The 19,761-nt window shown below is 57.0% G+C and carries 12 protein-coding genes, 2 tRNA genes and 3 rRNA genes; 11 read left to right on the plus strand and 6 right to left on the minus strand.

Annotation, left to right across the window (positions count from 1 at the left end):
* Positions 1-17: 17 nt before the first annotated feature.
* The 4 genes from ACWHXD_RS10630 to rhtA form a co-directional block, all read right to left on the minus strand.
* A complete protein-coding gene (locus ACWHXD_RS10630; RefSeq protein ID WP_138763388.1) occupies positions 18-608 on the minus strand; it encodes a 2-hydroxychromene-2-carboxylate isomerase in 591 nt (196 codons plus the stop codon).
* A 34-nt stretch (positions 609-642) separates the two neighbouring features.
* Complete coding sequence (locus tag ACWHXD_RS10635; RefSeq protein WP_138763387.1) at positions 643-1,374, minus strand: SDR family oxidoreductase; 732 nt, start codon at positions 1,372-1,374, stop codon at positions 643-645.
* A 98-nt stretch (positions 1,375-1,472) separates the two neighbouring features.
* Positions 1,473-1,754: a hypothetical protein gene (locus ACWHXD_RS10640; RefSeq protein WP_003190182.1), complete on the minus strand. Its 282-nt coding sequence runs from the start codon at positions 1,752-1,754 to the stop codon at positions 1,473-1,475.
* A gap of 163 nt (positions 1,755-1,917) precedes the next feature.
* On the minus strand, positions 1,918-2,805 hold the full coding sequence (gene rhtA / locus ACWHXD_RS10645) for a threonine/homoserine exporter RhtA (RefSeq protein WP_032892541.1): 888 nt from the start codon (positions 2,803-2,805) through the stop codon (positions 1,918-1,920).
* Between the two features lie 642 nt (positions 2,806-3,447).
* On the opposite strand from rhtA, the gene ACWHXD_RS10650 reads away from it, so the two are divergent.
* The 8 genes from ACWHXD_RS10650 (at position 3,448) to mrdA (ending at position 13,225) form a co-directional block, all read left to right on the plus strand.
* A 16S ribosomal RNA gene (locus tag ACWHXD_RS10650) occupies positions 3,448-4,984 on the plus strand.
* Between the two features lie 82 nt (positions 4,985-5,066).
* Positions 5,067-5,143: transfer RNA gene (locus ACWHXD_RS10655), tRNA-Ile, on the plus strand.
* A 30-nt stretch (positions 5,144-5,173) separates the two neighbouring features.
* Positions 5,174-5,249: transfer RNA gene (locus ACWHXD_RS10660), tRNA-Ala, on the plus strand.
* Positions 5,250-5,496: 247 nt separating this feature from the next.
* A 23S ribosomal RNA gene (locus ACWHXD_RS10665) occupies positions 5,497-8,388 on the plus strand.
* 158 nt (positions 8,389-8,546) lie between these two features.
* Positions 8,547-8,662: ribosomal RNA gene (rrf, locus tag ACWHXD_RS10670) — 5S ribosomal RNA — on the plus strand.
* The 16S, 23S and 5S rRNA genes sit together here with 2 tRNA genes alongside, the layout of an rRNA operon.
* A 210-nt stretch (positions 8,663-8,872) precedes the next feature.
* Positions 8,873-10,393, plus strand: a complete 1,521-nt coding sequence (istA, locus tag ACWHXD_RS10675) for an IS21 family transposase (protein ID WP_081273177.1) — start codon at positions 8,873-8,875, stop codon at positions 10,391-10,393.
* Entirely contained in the window at positions 10,390-11,130 is a 741-nt protein-coding gene (istB, locus tag ACWHXD_RS10680; RefSeq protein WP_064491510.1) for an IS21-like element helper ATPase IstB, read from the plus strand. Before istA ends, istB begins: the two co-directional genes overlap by 4 nt.
* A 202-nt stretch (positions 11,131-11,332) precedes the next feature.
* On the plus strand, positions 11,333-13,225 hold the full coding sequence (mrdA, locus tag ACWHXD_RS10685) for a penicillin-binding protein 2 (protein WP_138762726.1): 1,893 nt from the start codon (positions 11,333-11,335) through the stop codon (positions 13,223-13,225).
* 1 nt (position 13,226) lies between these two features.
* Here the strand turns inward: mrdA and ACWHXD_RS10690 are convergent, their stop codons facing one another.
* Positions 13,227-13,628, minus strand: a complete 402-nt coding sequence (locus tag ACWHXD_RS10690; RefSeq protein ID WP_138762725.1) for a GFA family protein — start codon at positions 13,626-13,628, stop codon at positions 13,227-13,229.
* Positions 13,629-13,726: 98 nt separating this feature from the next.
* On the opposite strand from ACWHXD_RS10690, the gene ACWHXD_RS10695 reads away from it, so the two are divergent.
* Entirely contained in the window at positions 13,727-14,194 is a 468-nt protein-coding gene (locus ACWHXD_RS10695; RefSeq protein WP_138762724.1) for an SRPBCC family protein, read from the plus strand.
* A 41-nt stretch (positions 14,195-14,235) separates the two neighbouring features.
* Here ACWHXD_RS10695 and ACWHXD_RS10700 read toward each other — a convergent pair whose 3' ends face one another.
* On the minus strand, positions 14,236-16,449 hold the full coding sequence (locus tag ACWHXD_RS10700) for a TonB-dependent receptor (protein WP_138762723.1): 2,214 nt from the start codon (positions 16,447-16,449) through the stop codon (positions 14,236-14,238).
* 218 nt (positions 16,450-16,667) lie between these two features.
* On the opposite strand from ACWHXD_RS10700, the gene ACWHXD_RS10705 reads away from it, so the two are divergent.
* On the plus strand, positions 16,668-19,025 hold the full coding sequence (locus ACWHXD_RS10705) for a DNA polymerase II (RefSeq protein WP_138762722.1): 2,358 nt from the start codon (positions 16,668-16,670) through the stop codon (positions 19,023-19,025).
* 49 nt (positions 19,026-19,074) lie between these two features.
* Positions 19,075-19,707 (plus strand): glutathione S-transferase family protein, encoded by a 633-nt coding sequence (locus ACWHXD_RS10710; protein WP_138762721.1) that lies wholly within the window; start codon positions 19,075-19,077, stop codon positions 19,705-19,707.
* Positions 19,708-19,761 lie beyond the last annotated feature (54 nt).

A 19,761-nucleotide genomic window follows, 5' to 3' on the forward strand; every position in this document is an offset into this window, starting at 1 on the left:
CCGGCTGCAATCGATATCTAGCTGAGGGCTTCACGCACAAAGTCCAGACGGTCCTGACCGAAGAACAGCTGGTTTCCTACAAAGAAGCTGGGAGCGCCGAACACGCCGCGCTTAACGGCCTGTTCGGTTTTGTCCTTGAGGGCGTCCTTGACGGCTGCATCGTTTGACAGGGCCAGTACCTGCTCGGGATCGAACCCCTGTTCGGTGAGCACATTGGCTACCACCTCTGGGTCGCCCAGGTGATGGCCTTCCACCCAGAGTGCTCGGAACAGGCAGTCGATGAAGTCGAGGAAGCGCTCAGGCTGGTGGATTTGAATGCCGGTGACAGCGCGCATCAGCAACAAGGTATTGATGGGAAAGTGCGGGTTGAACCTGAGCGGCACGTTGTAGCGTTTGGCGTAACGCGCCAGGTCATCGAGCATGTAGCGCCCCTTGACAGGCACCGTGATCGGTGAGGCATTGCCCGTGGCCTTGAAAACACCGCCCAATAGCATCGGTTGATACACCACCTGTGCGCCGGTTTGGGCACACAGCGCCGGCAACTGGGTATAGGCCAGGTAAGTGGCGGGGCTGCCGAGATCAAAGAAAAACTCCAGGGTTTTACTCATGGTCTGTACTCACTGCTTATTGTTATAGGGGGCGTCACCAGGTTTCGTTCCAGGGGCGCAGGTCCAGTTCGAACGTCCAGGCGTCCCGTGGCTGCTTGTGCAGGAACCAGTAGTTGTCGGCAATATGGTCAGGGTTGAGGAGGGCGTCCTGGTCCTTGAGGGCGTACTTTTGCGGGAAATTCTCGCGGATGAAGTCTGTATCGATGGCGCCGTCGACCACCACATGGGCAACATGGATGTTCATCGGGCCTAACTCCCGCGCCATGCTTTGTGCCAGGGCGCGTATCCCGTGTTTGGCGCCGGCGAAGGCGGCAAACCCTGCGCTCCCGCGCAAGCCGGCGGTGGCGCCGGAGAACAGGATAGTGCCGCGGTTACGCGTGACCATGCGTTTGGCGACTTCCCGTGCGTTCAAGAAGCCAGAGAAACACGCCATCTCCCAGATCTTGAAGTACTTGCGCGCGGTTTCTTCCAGAATGCTGCAAGGCACATTGGCGCCGATGTTGAAGACGAACGCTTCAATAGGCCCCAGCTCGGTTTCGATTTGCTCGACCAGTGCGATCACGTCTTCTTCTTTACGTGCATCACAGGCAAAGCCATGAGCTTCACCGCCGGCCGATTTAATACTGTCTACCAAGGGCTGCAGTTTGTCGGCGCTGCGACGGGTGACGCAGGCGATGTAACCTTCGCGGGCAAAGCGTTTGGCTATGGCGCCGCCGGTCGCGTCACCGGCACCCACGACTAATACGATTTTCTTGTTGTGCGGCATGGGAACTCCATTGGCTCGATGGTCGAGCAGGAGTTTAGCCTTCATGCCGCAAATGGCCGGGATTTAAGATGAGCAGTCAGGAAAGACTGCTCGGGCAACTATTTGCAGATGACGATCATGCTACGGCTGGTATAGCCGGCAGGGTTGAGACCGAAGGGGTAGTCCCCAGGCTCCTCGGAGTTATCGCCGGATTTGGCGATCACCCGGTAGCCCTTGGCGCCGCATGAGTTGGCTGCACTGGTGTAGCACTGGTCCCAGGAGGAGGACAGGCCCGAACAGTTGATATGCAGCCCTTTCTTACCCCGTTTCACTTCTGTTTTTGTGGTTGCAGCACAGCCAGCGATGCCCACAACCAGCAACAGTATCAAAATTCGTTTCATTCCCATCCTTAATAGCCGCCCTGCAAAAGAACAGAGCCGCTTTACTCGCTCTCGAGCGAAGCGTTCATGCTGTCCGTGTCGAAATTCTCCATGAATGACATTCGGTTACGGCCTAAACATGGCCTAAATGAGCGGTAAATACCAGCGCTGGCTTTAAAGATGATCAGTCGGCGGGTACTAACGGTTTGGATTCGTTGCGCATCGTCAACGTGGCGCCTACGGACGCCAGGATAATGCACGTGATGGCCAGCCATTGGGCCAGAGATAAATGCTCATGCAGAAAGAACAGGCCGGAGAGGGCGCCGAACGCCGGTTCGATACTCATCAACGTGCCAAACGTGCGGGCGGGAAGGCGCGTCAGTGCAACCATCTCCAATGTATAGGGCAAGGCCGTGGACAGAATCGCGACGCCGATGGCGATAGGGATCAGGGCGGGCGTCAGCAGCGCGGCGCCCGCATGCACGATGCCGATCGGTGCGACGAACAGGGCGGCAATCATCACGCCGAGTGCGGCGGTCTGAACACCATTGTCGTTCCCAGCCTTTTGGCCGAACAAAATATAGAGGGCCCAGCATCCGCCTGCGCCCAGCGCGTAAGCCGCGCCGACCCAGTCGATACCGCTACTGGCCTCGCCCAGTGGAATCAACAGCAGTAGGCCGATGATCGCCAGGGCAATCCACAGGAAGTCGACAGCCCGGCGCGAGGCATAGATTGCGACGGCAAGCGGGCCTGTGAACTCAAGTGCTACTGCAATCCCCAGGGGGACGGTGCGAAGGGACATATAGAAGAGGAAGTTCATGCCGCCCAGCGCCATCCCGTAAATGATCACTGTGCGTAAGGACTTGGCCGTCAGCGTGGCGCGCCATGGGCGTAATAGCACCAGCATGATCACACTGGCAAAAATCAAACGCAGAGCAGTGGTGCCTTGTGCGCCAACAATAGGAAACATGCTTTTGGCCAATGACGCACCGGATTGGATGGACGCCATGGCGATTAATAGCAGGCCGATCGGAAACAATGCGGATGCCAGGCTGCGAGGAGGGGTGGTCATTGCGGGAGTTCTTCCGAAGTCATGGTCGATAAATACGTGGCGCTATGATGCTTAACTGTCAGCGAATGAGCAATATATTGCGCAAAAACTGATTCGTAGCTATCTATATAGTGGAATTATCGGGTTTTTGAGGTTTTTGATAGAAAAACCGAATAATTGGGTTGACGGCAAATTCTGGAAGCCTATAATTCGCCCCACTTCCGGCGCAGTCGAAACGGAAAACTCCTTGGTAAACAAAGAGTTACGCAGTTCTCGACAGCAAGTTGCTTCAGTTCATCGAAGCCAAAAGGAAGTTGAAAAAGAGGTGTTGACAGCAGCGTGTAACGCTGTAGAATTCGCCTCCCGCTTACGAGAGATCGCAAGCGCAAGTGGTTGAAGTTGTTGAAGAAATCTTCGAAAACTTCTGAGAATAACCACTTGACAGCAAATGAGGCTGCTGTAGAATGCGCGCCTCGGTTGAGACGAAAGATCTTAACCAACCGCTCTTTAACAACTGAATCAAGCAATTCGTGTGGGTGCTTGTGGAGTCAGACTGATAGTCAACAAGATTATCAGCATCACAAGTTACTCCGCGAGAAATCAAAGATGTAACCAACGATTGCTGAGCCAAGTTTAGGGTTTCTTAAAAACCCAAAGATGTTTGAACTGAAGAGTTTGATCATGGCTCAGATTGAACGCTGGCGGCAGGCCTAACACATGCAAGTCGAGCGGTAGAGAGAAGCTTGCTTCTCTTGAGAGCGGCGGACGGGTGAGTAATGCCTAGGAATCTGCCTGGTAGTGGGGGATAACGTTCGGAAACGGACGCTAATACCGCATACGTCCTACGGGAGAAAGCAGGGGACCTTCGGGCCTTGCGCTATCAGATGAGCCTAGGTCGGATTAGCTAGTTGGTGAGGTAATGGCTCACCAAGGCGACGATCCGTAACTGGTCTGAGAGGATGATCAGTCACACTGGAACTGAGACACGGTCCAGACTCCTACGGGAGGCAGCAGTGGGGAATATTGGACAATGGGCGAAAGCCTGATCCAGCCATGCCGCGTGTGTGAAGAAGGTCTTCGGATTGTAAAGCACTTTAAGTTGGGAGGAAGGGTTGTAGATTAATACTCTGCAATTTTGACGTTACCGACAGAATAAGCACCGGCTAACTCTGTGCCAGCAGCCGCGGTAATACAGAGGGTGCAAGCGTTAATCGGAATTACTGGGCGTAAAGCGCGCGTAGGTGGTTTGTTAAGTTGGATGTGAAATCCCCGGGCTCAACCTGGGAACTGCATTCAAAACTGACTGACTAGAGTATGGTAGAGGGTGGTGGAATTTCCTGTGTAGCGGTGAAATGCGTAGATATAGGAAGGAACACCAGTGGCGAAGGCGACCACCTGGACTAATACTGACACTGAGGTGCGAAAGCGTGGGGAGCAAACAGGATTAGATACCCTGGTAGTCCACGCCGTAAACGATGTCAACTAGCCGTTGGAAGCCTTGAGCTTTTAGTGGCGCAGCTAACGCATTAAGTTGACCGCCTGGGGAGTACGGCCGCAAGGTTAAAACTCAAATGAATTGACGGGGGCCCGCACAAGCGGTGGAGCATGTGGTTTAATTCGAAGCAACGCGAAGAACCTTACCAGGCCTTGACATCCAATGAACTTTCTAGAGATAGATTGGTGCCTTCGGGAACATTGAGACAGGTGCTGCATGGCTGTCGTCAGCTCGTGTCGTGAGATGTTGGGTTAAGTCCCGTAACGAGCGCAACCCTTGTCCTTAGTTACCAGCACGTAATGGTGGGCACTCTAAGGAGACTGCCGGTGACAAACCGGAGGAAGGTGGGGATGACGTCAAGTCATCATGGCCCTTACGGCCTGGGCTACACACGTGCTACAATGGTCGGTACAGAGGGTTGCCAAGCCGCGAGGTGGAGCTAATCCCATAAAACCGATCGTAGTCCGGATCGCAGTCTGCAACTCGACTGCGTGAAGTCGGAATCGCTAGTAATCGCGAATCAGAATGTCGCGGTGAATACGTTCCCGGGCCTTGTACACACCGCCCGTCACACCATGGGAGTGGGTTGCACCAGAAGTAGCTAGTCTAACCTTCGGGAGGACGGTTACCACGGTGTGATTCATGACTGGGGTGAAGTCGTAACAAGGTAGCCGTAGGGGAACCTGCGGCTGGATCACCTCCTTAATCGACGACATCAGCTGCTCCATAAGTTCCCACACGAATTGCTTGATTCATTGAAGAAGACGAAAAGAAGCAGCCCGAAATTGGGTCTGTAGCTCAGTTGGTTAGAGCGCACCCCTGATAAGGGTGAGGTCGGCAGTTCGAATCTGCCCAGACCCACCAATTTTGTGTGGGAAACGCCTGTAGAAATACGGGGCCATAGCTCAGCTGGGAGAGCGCCTGCCTTGCACGCAGGAGGTCAACGGTTCGATCCCGTTTGGCTCCACCACTACTGCTTCTGTTTGTATAAAGCTTAGAAATGAGCATTCCATCGTTGTGATGGTGAATGTTGATTTCTAGTCTTTGACTAGTTCGTTCTTTAAAAATTTGGGTATGTGATAGAAAGATAGACTGAACGTTACTTTCACTGGTAACGGATCAGGCTAAGGTAAAATTTGTGAGTTCTCTTAACTGAGAAATTCGAATTTTCGGCGAATGTCGTCTTCACAGTATAACCAGATTGCTTGGGGTTATATGGTCAAGTGAAGAAGCGCATACGGTGGATGCCTTGGCAGTCAGAGGCGATGAAAGACGTGGTAGCCTGCGAAAAGCTTCGGGGAGTCGGCAAACAGACTTTGATCCGGAGATGTCTGAATGGGGGAACCCAGCCATCATAAGATGGTTATCTTGTACTGAATACATAGGTGCAAGAGGCGAACCAGGGGAACTGAAACATCTAAGTACCCTGAGGAAAAGAAATCAACCGAGATTCCCTTAGTAGTGGCGAGCGAACGGGGACTAGCCCTTAAGTGGCTTTGAGATTAGCGGAACGCTCTGGAAAGTGCGGCCATAGTGGGTGATAGCCCTGTACGCGAAAATCTCTTAGTCATGAAATCGAGTAGGACGGAGCACGAGAAACTTTGTCTGAATATGGGGGGACCATCCTCCAAGGCTAAATACTACTGACTGACCGATAGTGAACTAGTACCGTGAGGGAAAGGCGAAAAGAACCCCGGAGAGGGGAGTGAAATAGATCCTGAAACCGTATGCGTACAAGCAGTGGGAGCCCACTTTGTTGGGTGACTGCGTACCTTTTGTATAATGGGTCAGCGACTTATTTTCAGTGGCGAGCTTAACCGAATAGGGGAGGCGTAGCGAAAGCGAGTCTTAATAGGGCGTCTAGTCGCTGGGAATAGACCCGAAACCGGGCGATCTATCCATGGGCAGGTTGAAGGTTGGGTAACACTAACTGGAGGACCGAACCGACTACCGTTGAAAAGTTAGCGGATGACCTGTGGATCGGAGTGAAAGGCTAATCAAGCTCGGAGATAGCTGGTTCTCCTCGAAAGCTATTTAGGTAGCGCCTCATGTATCACTGTAGGGGGTAGAGCACTGTTTCGGCTAGGGGGTCATCCCGACTTACCAAACCGATGCAAACTCCGAATACCTACAAGTGCCGAGCATGGGAGACACACGGCGGGTGCTAACGTCCGTCGTGAAAAGGGAAACAACCCAGACCGTCAGCTAAGGTCCCAAAGTTATGGTTAAGTGGGAAACGATGTGGGAAGGCTTAGACAGCTAGGAGGTTGGCTTAGAAGCAGCCACCCTTTAAAGAAAGCGTAATAGCTCACTAGTCGAGTCGGCCTGCGCGGAAGATGTAACGGGGCTCAAACCATACACCGAAGCTACGGGTATCACGTAAGTGATGCGGTAGAGGAGCGTTCTGTAAGCCTGTGAAGGTGAGTTGAGAAGCTTGCTGGAGGTATCAGAAGTGCGAATGCTGACATGAGTAACGATAATGGGTGTGAAAAACACCCACGCCGAAAGACCAAGGTTTCCTGCGCAACGTTAATCGACGCAGGGTTAGTCGGTCCCTAAGGCGAGGCTGAAAAGCGTAGTCGATGGAAAACAGGTTAATATTCCTGTACTTCTGGTTATTGCGATGGAGGGACGGAGAAGGCTAGGCCAGCTTGGCGTTGGTTGTCCAAGTTTAAGGTGGTAGGCTGGAATCTTAGGTAAATCCGGGATTCTAAGGCCGAGAGCTGATGACGAGTTAACTTTTAGTTAACGAAGTGGTTGATGCCATGCTTCCAAGAAAAGCTTCTAAGCTTCAGGTAACCAGGAACCGTACCCCAAACCGACACAGGTGGTTGGGTAGAGAATACCAAGGCGCTTGAGAGAACTCGGGTGAAGGAACTAGGCAAAATGGCACCGTAACTTCGGGAGAAGGTGCGCCGGTGAGGGTGAAGGACTTGCTCCGTAAGCTCATGCCGGTCGAAGATACCAGGCCGCTGCGACTGTTTATTAAAAACACAGCACTCTGCAAACACGAAAGTGGACGTATAGGGTGTGACGCCTGCCCGGTGCCGGAAGGTTAATTGATGGGGTTAGCTAACGCGAAGCTCTTGATCGAAGCCCCGGTAAACGGCGGCCGTAACTATAACGGTCCTAAGGTAGCGAAATTCCTTGTCGGGTAAGTTCCGACCTGCACGAATGGCGTAACGATGGCGGCGCTGTCTCCACCCGAGACTCAGTGAAATTGAAATCGCTGTGAAGATGCAGTGTATCCGCGGCTAGACGGAAAGACCCCGTGAACCTTTACTATAGCTTTGCACTGGACTTTGAATTTGCTTGTGTAGGATAGGTGGGAGGCTTTGAAGCGTGGACGCCAGTCTGCGTGGAGCCATCCTTGAAATACCACCCTGGCAACTTTGAGGTTCTAACTCAGGTCCGTTATCCGGATCGAGGACAGTGTATGGTGGGTAGTTTGACTGGGGCGGTCTCCTCCTAAAGAGTAACGGAGGAGTACGAAGGTGCGCTCAGACCGGTCGGAAATCGGTCGTAGAGTATAAAGGCAAAAGCGCGCTTGACTGCGAGACAGACACGTCGAGCAGGTACGAAAGTAGGTCTTAGTGATCCGGTGGTTCTGTATGGAAGGGCCATCGCTCAACGGATAAAAGGTACTCCGGGGATAACAGGCTGATACCGCCCAAGAGTTCATATCGACGGCGGTGTTTGGCACCTCGATGTCGGCTCATCACATCCTGGGGCTGAAGCCGGTCCCAAGGGTATGGCTGTTCGCCATTTAAAGTGGTACGCGAGCTGGGTTTAGAACGTCGTGAGACAGTTCGGTCCCTATCTGCCGTGGACGTTTGAGATTTGAGAGGGGCTGCTCCTAGTACGAGAGGACCGGAGTGGACGAACCTCTGGTGTTCCGGTTGTCACGCCAGTGGCATTGCCGGGTAGCTATGTTCGGAATAGATAACCGCTGAAAGCATCTAAGCGGGAAACTAGCCTCAAGATGAGATCTCACTGGAACCTTGAGTTCCCTGAAGGGCCGTCGAAGACTACGACGTTGATAGGTTGGGTGTGTAAGCGCTGTGAGGCGTTGAGCTAACCAATACTAATTGCCCGTGAGGCTTGACCATATAACACCCAAGCAATTTGACTACTCTAACGAGCATCAGATTGCGGTGTGTGAAGACGAAAATGAACCGAAAGTTCGACGCTCACAAAACACCGAGATCTATCACCTACCCAATTTGCTGAAGCGAGGCCAACTGGCCACGACTCAGTACCCGAATTTCTTGACGACCATAGAGCATTGGAACCACCTGATCCCATCCCGAACTCAGCAGTGAAACGATGCATCGCCGATGGTAGTGTGGGGTTTCCCCATGTGAGAGTAGGTCATCGTCAAGATTAAATTCCGAAACCCCAATTGCGAAAGCAGTTGGGGTTTTGTTTTGGGCGCTCGAAAATTCCAGCGCTTCTGGCAACTGTTAATGGCCAATTAAACTGACCCACCTCTGGCCAACAATTTTGACCCACCCATAGTGGCATTGGCCACCGACCATGTAGCGTCACCCGCCTTATGCACAGGCCGGGGACAGATCATTGAAGGAGTGGGTTGTGATTCACAAGATCAAGGGGTTGTATGACCAGGGCCGAGGCCTGTCGGTCCGTGCCATCAGTCGTGAGCTGGGGATTTCCCGGAACACCGTACGCAAGTATCTCCACCTGGATGAGATGCAGATCAGCGCTACCATTGCTGACCCTTCACGCACCAAGGTGCTCGACGAGCACCGCGATTATCTGATTAATCAGTTGGGTCAGTTTCCAGCCCTGAGCGCAGTCAAGCTGGCCCGTCGCCTGAGGGAGCGCACCACCGAGCTGGCGGTGTCAGACCGGAGCATTCGCCGCTATGTGCAAGCGCTCAAGCAGCAGGTTGCCAGTGGCCAGTTGCGCTATTACGAGCCGGTCGTTGAGTCAGTGCCTGGCGTGCAGTGTCAGGTCGACCCCGGTGAGCTGCGAGGCGTCATGATTGGCGGCCTGGAGCGTGTCGTTCATTTTGTGGTGTTTGTGCTGTCCTGTTCACGGCTGATGTATGTCGGTCTGAACTTCCGGCCGCTGGATACCGAACGGTTTATCCAGATGCACGACGAGGCCTTCCGCTACTTCGGCGGCGTCACCGAGGAGTGCATCTACGATCAGACCAAGATGGTGGTGATCAACGAGCAGTACCGTGAGCTGACGCTGAACCAGCGCTTCCACCAGTATGCGACTACCGTCGGGTACCGCATCCATGCCTGCGAGGGCTATGACCCGGAGAGCAAGGGCAAGGTGGAGGCCGGGGTCAAGTACGTCAAGCGTGACTGCTTCTACGGCGAGCACTTCCAGGACGAGGCCGCCGTCCGACAGCACCTGAATGATTGGCTCGAGACTGTCGCCAACGCACGCGTGCACGGCACGACGGGGCAGCATCCAAGAGCGCATTTCGAGGCACTGGAGCGTAGTCAGCTCAAGCCCTATCTCGTCCCGCAGAACCTGCTGCACGTGGCGCCGACAAGGGAGACCCGCAAGGTCGACAAGACCGGCTTGATCTCATGGCAGGCCAACAAGTACTCGGTACCCATGGCCTGGCAGCAAGCCCGTGTCGGTGTCAGCGCACAGGACAACCAGTTGCTGATCCATGACCTGGAGAGCGGTGAACTCATAGCCACCCATGACCTGTGCAAGGCCAAGGGCCGGATGATCAAGAACAACAACCATTACCGAGACCATGCCCAGCGCATTACCGACCTGGAGCGCGGCATCGACTCGATCCTGCCCGATGCCCTTGGGGCAACCCTGTGCCAACTGCTCAAGCGTACTTCGCCGCGTATCTACAAGGATCAGCTGGTTGCTGCACGCGACCTGCTCATGGCCCATGCGCCGGTTGATACGGCGTTGCTCGGCGAGTTGTGCGAGCGCAGTGAACTGACCGCCACCGGGCTCAAGCGCTACCTCGAAGCATGGCAGCAAGCCAAGGCGCGGGGCCGGATCATCGGCGACCATGACTATGCGCCAGAGGCCGGTAGCCAGGTTAGTCACGCCGACCTGAACGCTTATGCCCGCATTGGCCAGTCGACTGGCCACGGGGTGACCCAATGAGCCTGCTCGACAGCACTATCGCGCAGTACCGAAGCCTGCGCCTCAGCGCGACCGCGGGTGAGCTGGCCACCCTGCTGGCCAGAGCCGAAGCCAATGAACTGTCCTACCTGAGCTTCGCCCAGTCACTGGTCGAGCATGAGCTTAACGCCCGCTCCAGTAGCCGCGTAAGCCGCAACCTCAAGCAGGCGCAGTTCCCCTCGGAGAAGCATCTGGAGGCCTTCGATTACCGGCACCAGACCACCATCACCAAGCGCCAGGTCAGCACCTTGCTGGACTTCAGCTTTATCGACAACCGCGACAACCTGGTGTTCATCGGACCACCGGGTGTGGGCAAGACCCACTTGGCCATTGGGATTGGCCACAAGGCGGTTCAGGCGGGCTACAAGGTGCTGTTCCGCACGGCTCTGGCGTTGGTCGAGGATCTGGAGCTGGCGGAAATGAAGGGCGAGCTGAAGAAGCGCCTTAATCAGCTGAGCAAATACGACGTGCTGATCATCGATGAGCTGGGCTACCTGCCGATGACGCGCCAAGCCCGGTACAACCTGTTCCAGTTAATCAACAACCTGTACGAGTACCGCTCGGTCATCCTGACCACCAACAAGGACTTCACCAGCTGGGGCGAGTTCTTCCATGACGACAACGTGGCCGTGCCCATCATCGACCGCGTGATCCACCATTCACACATCTTTATGCTGGGAGGTGAGAGCTATCGTTTGAAGCAGAAAACCGGCGGTTAGCGGTGAGCAAGTGGGTCAATTCTATTGGCCAAAAGTGGGTCAAAATTAATGGCCATTGACAGGCAACATTAAATAAGCTGCCGTTGAGGGAATTCGATACAAAGTGTTTCTGCATTTTTGCTATGGTGCAGCACATTTTCACAAGGATTGATCTTTATCCGCAGGATGCGGCGTCGACCTTTTCCAACGAGATGCTGTAGAAATGCCTGAACCGATACCTATCAAAGATCACGAAAAAGAAAACCGCCTGGTCAACAAGCGCTTGCTCGCCTGTGCGGTGCTGGTGATTGGGATCACGTGTGCGCTGGTAGGGCGCATGTATTTCCTGCAGGTGGTGCAGTACGACTACCACTCCACAATTTCCGAAAACAACCGGGTCCACGTCCTGCCCATCACACCGACTCGCGGCCTGATCTATGACCGGAATGGCGTAGTCCTGGCCGACAACCGCCCGAGTTATAACCTGACCATCACCCGTGAGCGCACTGCCGACCTCAAGGGTGAGCTGGACGAAATCGTCAATCTGTTACACCTGCCTGCCGAAGACCGTGCAGTGTTTGATAAGGCGCTCAAGCAGGCCCGTCACCCGTTCGTTCCCGTCACGTTGTTCTACGAGTTGACCGAAGAGCAGATCGCCGTTTTGGCCGTCAACGAGTTCCGTCTACCTGGTGTGGACGTCGAGCCACAATTCGTTCGCCACTACCCCCTGGGCGCGCACTTTGCCCACTCCATCGGCTACGTCGGCCGCATCAACGAAAAAGAATCCAAGACCCTTGATTCGGTGGAGTACCGCGGTACCCAATCCATCGGTAAAACCGGCATCGAACGTTTTTACGAGTCTGAACTGCATGGCCATGTCGGCTACGAAGAGGTCGAGACCAATGCACAGGGCCGCGTGTTGCGCGTGCTCAAGCACACCGATCCCATCCCTGGCAAAAACATTGTCCTGAGCCTCGACGTCAAGCTACAGGAAGCTGCCGAAGAGGCCTTGGGCGACCGTCGTGGGTCGGTAGTCGCCCTGGACCCGCAAACCGGTGAAGTACTGGCCATGGTCAGCAAACCGAGTTTCGATCCGAACCTGTTCGTCACCGGCATCAGCTTCAAGGAATACGCAGCGCTGCATGATTCTATTGACCGACCGCTGTTCAACCGCGTGCTACGCGGGCTCTATGCGCCGGGTTCAACCATCAAGCCGGAAGTGGCCATCGCTGGTCTCGACAGTGGCGTTGTTACCCCACAAACCCGAGTCTTCGACCCGGGTTACTATCAGTTGCCAGACTTTGACCACAAATACCGCAACTGGAACCACAGCGGTGACGGCTGGGTGGACATGGACGCGGCCATCATGCGTTCCAACGACACTTACTTCTACGACCTGGCCCATAAACTCGGAATCGATCGCCTGCACGACTATCTGGCCGAGTTCGGCCTGGGCCAGAAAGTGTCCCTGGATATGTTCGAAGAATCTGCCGGCCTGATGCCATCCCAGGCCTGGAAGCGTGCGACCCGCCGCCAGCCGTGGTTCCCAGGCGAAACCGTGATTCTCGGCATTGGCCAAGGCTATATGCAGGTGACGCCTCTGCAATTGGCCCAGGCCACAGCATTGATCGCCAACAAAGGTGTATGGAACCGGCCGCACCTGGCCAAGACCATCAATGGTGTGGCTCCTGTGGATGAGCATCCAATGCCCAACGTGGTCCTCAAGGACCCGCGTGACTGGGAGCAGGTCAACCATGGCATGCAATTGGTGATGCACGATCCCCGCGGTATTGCCCGGGCGGCAGCGCAAGGCGCCCAATACCGCATCGCCGGCAAGAGCGGTACCGCTCAGGTGGTGGCGATCAAGCAGGGTGAGCGCTACAACCGTAACAAGACGTTGGAGCGGCACCGCGATAACGCCTTGTTCGTCGGCTTTGCGCCGGCCGAACATCCGCAAATCGTGATTTCAGTCATGATCGAAAACGGTGAGGCCGGCGGCCGTGTCGCCGGGCCTGTGGTGCGACAGATCATGGATGCCTGGCTGCTCGACCAGGAAGGCCACCTAAAGCCGCAATACGCGGCGCCGGCCAAGGCCCCTGGCGATCCACGGGTTTGACTCAGACCTTCCATTCGTCCCAGCGCGCTACGCCGTCATAAGCCAGCCAGGGCACTTCATGGGCCGTCCAGATATGCGAGGTGGGCCTGACGCCCGGATCATCATCCAGCGTCGCCACCCGCACGATCACGTGGGGCTGATGCTCACGTTCGGCGATCAGATGTGAGCCGCAGCGCGAGCAGAAATGTCTGAATTTGCCCGGCGAAGATTCAAAGGACGACAGCAGTTGCTCACCCTGCGTCCAGCGAAAATGCTCACGCATCACCCCGGCCGTGGCAACAAACGCGGCCGCGTGTGCCTTGCGGCAGCTTTCGCAGTGGCAGTGGCTGATGGGCATGTCCAGGCTGTCCACTTGGTAGCGCACGCCTTTGCACAAGCAACTTCCATTCAGTGGGTCAGTCATAACCTATGGCCAGGCAAGGAGGGGGTCATCATCATCGCGCACAACGCAAGGTTGCGCATTGGTTGATGTCGCCTAGTGTTCAATGAAGGAGGTGACTTATGCACGTATTAGATCGCATCGAACGCAAAGTCCTGCTCAACGCATCACGTAAACAGGTCTGGGAGGCACTCACGCAGGCCGAGCAATTTGGTCAGTGGTTCGGTATCGCGCTTAAGGGTAAAACCTTTGTGGCCGGAGAAACCATCGAAGCACCCATTACCTACAAAGGTTACGAACATGTCGTGTGGAAGGCCAGGATCGAACGCATCCTGCCCCAAACGCTGTTTTCTTTCTGGTGGCATCCTTTCGCAGTGGAAGAGGGCATCGACTACGATAAGGAAACACCGACGCTGGTGGAGTTCACGATTGAAGATCGCGCTCCAGGCATTCTCTTGCGGGTCGTTGAGTCCGGTTTTGACAAGATACCCGAAGCGCGGCGTCAGAAAGCCTTCAAGATGAACTCCCGTGGCTGGGACGAGCAAATGGGCAATATCGAAAATTATCTGAGCAGTCGCCCAACAAGGTGAGGGGGCGGGGGGGAGTTCTGTCCCCCAACCCTTTTACGTTTTCAGAAATCAATCGTCGCCGACAACTTCGCCACCCGCGGATCCCCCTGGCTCAGGAATCCACCCTGGGCCGATTCCCAATACTTCTCGTTGGCCACGTTCTCCACCGTGGCACCCACCGTCACCTCACGCTGTTGCAGCATGAAGGTGTAGCGCGCGCCCACGTCGAAGCGGTTCCAGGCCGGCAGGCTCAGCTCGTTGGCTGCGTCGGCGTACTGGCCGCCGGTGCGCAGCATACGGCCGTTGAGGGTCACGCCCTGCAAGCCCGGCACATCCCAATCCACCCCCGCGTTGAGCTGGAATGAAGGTACGCCAATGGCGCGGTTGCCGTCGTTGGCGCCGTTGAGTGTGCCCTTGAGTTCGGTATTCATCAGCGTCACTCCGCCCAGCAGGCGCAGGCCGCTGGCGGGCTCACCAAATACGTTCAGCTCGACGCCTTTGTTGATCTGCTGGCCTTCACGCACATAGCGGGCGTTGGTGGCGTCGATGGCTTCGGCATAACCCGCGCCTGGCTGTTCGATACGGTACACACCCAAGGTCGCGCCATAGGAGCCCATGTCCACTTTGACACCCGCTTCGATCTGCTTGGACCGTGCAGGCGCATAAGCCTGCCCGCCACCGATGACCGTGAGGCTGCCGGATTTGAGCGGCGATGTCGGGCCCTGGGCCAGGCCTTCGATGCGGTTGGCATACAGCGACACATACTTCCAAGGCTTGAACACAATGCCGTACACCGGCGTGGTGATCGACTCGTCATAATTGGCCGTGCGGGTGCCGCTCATGTAGTTGTAACTCTGTACCACCATCTGCTGGCGGCGTGCGCCGACGGTCACCAGCAAGCGGTCGTCGAAGAACCCTAAAGTGTCGGATGCCGCGAGGCTGCGTACGAACGTCTTGCCAGTGATGGTCGGATCGCTGAAGTCGGTACCGGGAGTATTGCGCGGGCTATTGAGGGCCGGTGGCGCGCCGGTCACCGGGTGATAGATGTTGGTTGGCGTTTTTTCGCTGGCGAACACATAGGCGTTGCGCGCCTCGGTCCAGATACCGGCCAGGCCGACGTTGAGCCGATGGCTGACGGGGCCGGTCTGGAACTTGCCATTGAGCCCACCCATCGCGCTGGTGTTGTTTTCTTCGTGGGCGATCGTCGAGCCACTGGCGCTGGCATTGCCGAGGTTATCGCTCAGTGTCACTGACGAGTAGCGCCCCATTTCGCGGCTGTGCTTGGCGCCGGCTGCCGCGTATGCGGTCCAGTATTCGTTGAGGTCGTACTCGGCGCGCAGCATGCCCAAGGTATCCTCAAGGTTGGTACTGCTCCAGCTCGGTGCGTAGTTGGTGTCTGCCGAAGGGGCATCCGGTACGTGGGTGAGCTTGCCGAGAAAGACCGAGTTGCGCCCGCCGTTGATGCGTTGCTTCTGATACACAAAGTCACCGGACAAGCGCAACGCATCGCCGCGGTAGTCCAGGCCGGCGGCAAACAGCTTCGAACGCTGGTTCTCATCATCAATGCCGGTATCGCCTTCGCGCTGGGACAGGTTGACCCGTGCGCCGAAACGGTTGTCTTCGCCAAAGCGCTGGCCAATATCCAAGTGTTCTCCAATCCGGCCATCACTGCTGATGTCGGTGCTGAAACGACGCAGCGGCACATCATCGGCGCGCTTGGGTTGTAGATTTACACCGCCGCCGATCCCCGAGCCGGTGGGGGTGACGCCGTTGATAAACGCGTTGGGGCCCTTGAATACCTCTACGCGCTCCAGGGCGTCAGTGGAGATGATCTGGCGCGGCAGGATGCCGTACAAACCGTTATAGGAAATGTCGTCGCCATTCAACGGCAGGCCACGGATCATGAACGTCTGGGACTGGTTCGCATACCCCGAGGCCTGGCGCACCGAGGAGTCATTGAGCAGCACGTCGCCAACGGTTTCTGCCTGCTGGTCGCGAATCAACTTCTCGGTGTAGGAGGACATGCTGAAGGGCACATCCATGATGTCTTGGTTGCCCAGCACACCCAGTTGGCCGCCACGTGCAACCTGGCCGCCGGCAAACTCGGGGGGCAGCGCAGTGGGGGCCGGCGCTTCGGCATTGATGCTGGTGGCACCCAGCTCCAGCACGTTGTCTGACGTCGATGGGGGGGCCGCCTGTGCCGTAACACTCAGGGAGCAGTACAAGGCAAGCAGGGCAGGGCGAAACGGTACAGCGAGAGGGTGACAGATGGGCATGGTCGGTCCTGACGGCGAACCGTCAATTATGAGGAAGTGGGCAACAACGTTGCGCTTCCTCACTGCGCGGATACGACTCCGGTGCAAATGATAGTAATTACTATTAATGTCCTGCAACAAATTTATGAGATTGCGCGTTGCGTATGCGTTTACCCGCCGCCTTAGCCCGGATGCCGAGTAGAATCACGCCCTGAACGCGATTCTTGAGGTGCGGTACGGTGGATTTACAGCAGGGTTTTGTCCTGACCCGGCATTGGCGCGATACCCCGGCGGGCACGGAGGTCAGCTTCTGGCTGGCCACCGACCAAGGGCCACGGTGCATTCGCCTACCCGTGCAAACCTCGGTGGTGTTCATCCCGGAGGCTCATCGCAAGCCACTCGATTGGTTGCTCAAGGGCGAGCGCGATCTTGAGTTGCGCCCGTTGCAGCTGTGCGACTTTCATCACCGCCCGGTCCTGGGCCTGTATGCGCGCCAGCACCGCCAGTTGATGGACATCGAAAAGCGCCTGCGCGCTGCCGGGGTCGATGTCTACGAAGGTGACGTGCGCCCGCCCGAGCGCTACATGATGGAGCGCTTTATCACCGCCCCGGTGTGGTTCGGCGGCACGCCGGATGCGAGCGGCACCTTGCTCGACGCGCAGATGAAGCCCGCCCCCGACTACCGTCCGCCCTTGAAGCTGGTGTCCCTGGATATCGAGACCACCGCCCAGGGAGATCTGTACTCCATCGCCCTCGAAGGCTGCGGCGAGCGCCAGGTGTACATGCTCGGCCCGCCGAACAAAACCGACGCGGTGGATTTCAAGCTCGACTATTGCGACACCCGCGCTCAACTGCTCGAACGCCTCAACCAATGGCTGGCCACGTTTGACCCCGACGCGATCATCGGCTGGAACGTGGTGCAGTTCGACCTGCGCGTCCTCCACGAACACGCCCAACGCCTGAACGTGCCGCTGTTGCTGGGACGTGGCGGTGAAGCCATGGCCTGGCGCGAACACGGCAGCCGCAATCACTACTTTGCGGCGGCGGCGGGGCGGTTGATCATCGACGGTATCGAAGCGCTGCGTTCGGCCACTTGGAGTTTTGAATCCTTCAGCCTGGAAAACGTCGCGCAAACCCTGCTTGGCGAAGGCAAGGACATCTCCACGCCGTACCAGCGCATGGACGAAATCAACCGCATGTTCGCCGAGGACAAGCCCGCCCTGGCGCGCTACAACCTCAAGGACTGCGAACTGGTCACGCGGATTTTCGAGAAGACCGAGCTGCTCAAGTTCCTGCTCGAACGCGCCAGCGTCACCGGGTTGCCGGCCGACCGCAACGGCGGTTCCGTGGCCGCCTTCACCCACCTCTACATGCCGTTGATGCACCGCCAGGGGTTTGTTGCGCCGAACCTGGGCGACAAACCGCCCCAAGCCAGCCCCGGCGGGTTTGTCATGGACTCACGCCCGGGCCTTTATGAGTCGGTGCTGGTGCTGGACTACAAAAGCCTTTACCCGTCGATCATCCGCAGTTTCCTGATCGACCCGGTGGGCTTGATCGAAGGCCTCAAGCATCCCGACGACAGCGACTCGGTGGAAGGCTTTCGCGGGGCGCGCTTCTCCCGCACTCGGCATTGCCTGCCGTCCATCGTCACGCGGGTGTCCGAAGGCCGCGAAGAGGCCAAACGCGAGCGCAATGCGCCGTTATCCCAGGCGCTGAAGATCATCATGAACGCCTTTTACGGTGTACTCGGCTCCAGCGGCTGTCGGTTCTTCGACACTCGGCTGGCGTCCTCGATCACCCTGCGGGGTCACCAGATCATGCGCCAGACTCGCGCACTGGTTGAGGCCCAAGGGTACGAGGTGATTTACGGTGACACCGACTCCACCTTCGTCTGGCTCGGCAGCGCCCATTCCCAGCAGGATGCCAATCGCATCGGCCTGGCGCTGGTGCAGCACGTCAACGACTGGTGGCGCGCACACCTGAGCAACGAGTTCGGCCTGCAAAGCGCTCTGGAGCTGCAATACGAAACCCACTTCAGCCGCTTCCTGATGCCGACTATCCGTGGCGCCGAGGAGGGCAGCAAAAAGCGCTATGCCGGCCTGGTCGTACGCGAAGATGGCAGCGAAGAAATGGTCTACAAGGGCCTGGAAACCGTGCGCAGCGACTGGTCGCCCCTGGCCCGGCAATTCCAGCAGGAGCTCTACCAACGTATCTTCCATCGCCAGCCCCATCAGGACTACATACGCGACTACGTGCGGCGTACCTTGAGCGGCGAATTCGATGAGTTGCTGATCTACCGCAAACGCCTGCGCCGGCCCTTGCACGACTACGAACGCAACGTCCCGCCCCACGTACGCGCCGCGCGCCTGGCGGACGAGTACAACGATCGCCTGGGCCGCCCGCGCCAGTACCAGCGCGGTGGCTGGATCAGCTACGTGATCAGCGTCAACGGCCCGGAACCGCTGGAAGTACGCCAGGCGCCCCTCGACTACGACCACTACGTCACGCGCCAATTGCAGCCCGTGGCCGACGCAATCCTGCCGTTCGTGAATGATGATTTCGGTACGTTGGTGGGCGGGCAAATGGGGCTATTCTAGCTAATCGACCACAGGCTCACTATTGCCCTTGGCTCAGGAGGAAACGCCCATGTACACGCTTTATGGCACCGACGAATCCGGCTCCTGCATGATCGAAATTGCCCTGCAACGCTGCGCAGTGCCGTGGCATCGCGTGGAGGCCAGTTCCTGGCAGGACGGCGAGGGCAGCGACGCCCTTGCACGTATCAATCCACTCAAGCAGATCCCCACGCTGGTTACTCCAAATGGTCAGGTGCTGACCGAAAGCGCCGCGATCCTGATCCACCTGGGCCTGGAGTATCCCAAGGCCCAGTTGCTGGCTGGCGATCGTACGCAGATCCTGCGCGGCTTGCTGTACATCGCCGCCAACTGCTATGCGGCGATCGGCATCATCGACTACCCGCAACGCTGGTTGGGCAATGCCGATGAGGCGCAGCAAGCGCAACTGGTCAGCGGCACACGGCGCTACCTGCATCAGGCCTGGGTCGTGTTTGCCGATCAGTTTGCCGGCCAACTGTTTACACCCAGCAACGCGCCGAATGCACTGGGCATCATGGCGGCGGCTGTGTCGCGTTGGGACGACGCGCGCGCGGTGCTCGGCAACCTGGCGCCGGGCTTTGCGCAGAGCCTGGAGCGGGTAGACGCCGACCCTGTCGTGGCCCCCGTTTTTGCCCGACATTGGCCGCAGTGGAAGGTCTCGTAACCGGAAGAAACAATGACCAGGCCACTGTCCAAGCCCTTGCGTAGCGGGCTTCCT

The sequence above is a fragment of the Pseudomonas fjordensis genome, from assembly GCF_976987115.1.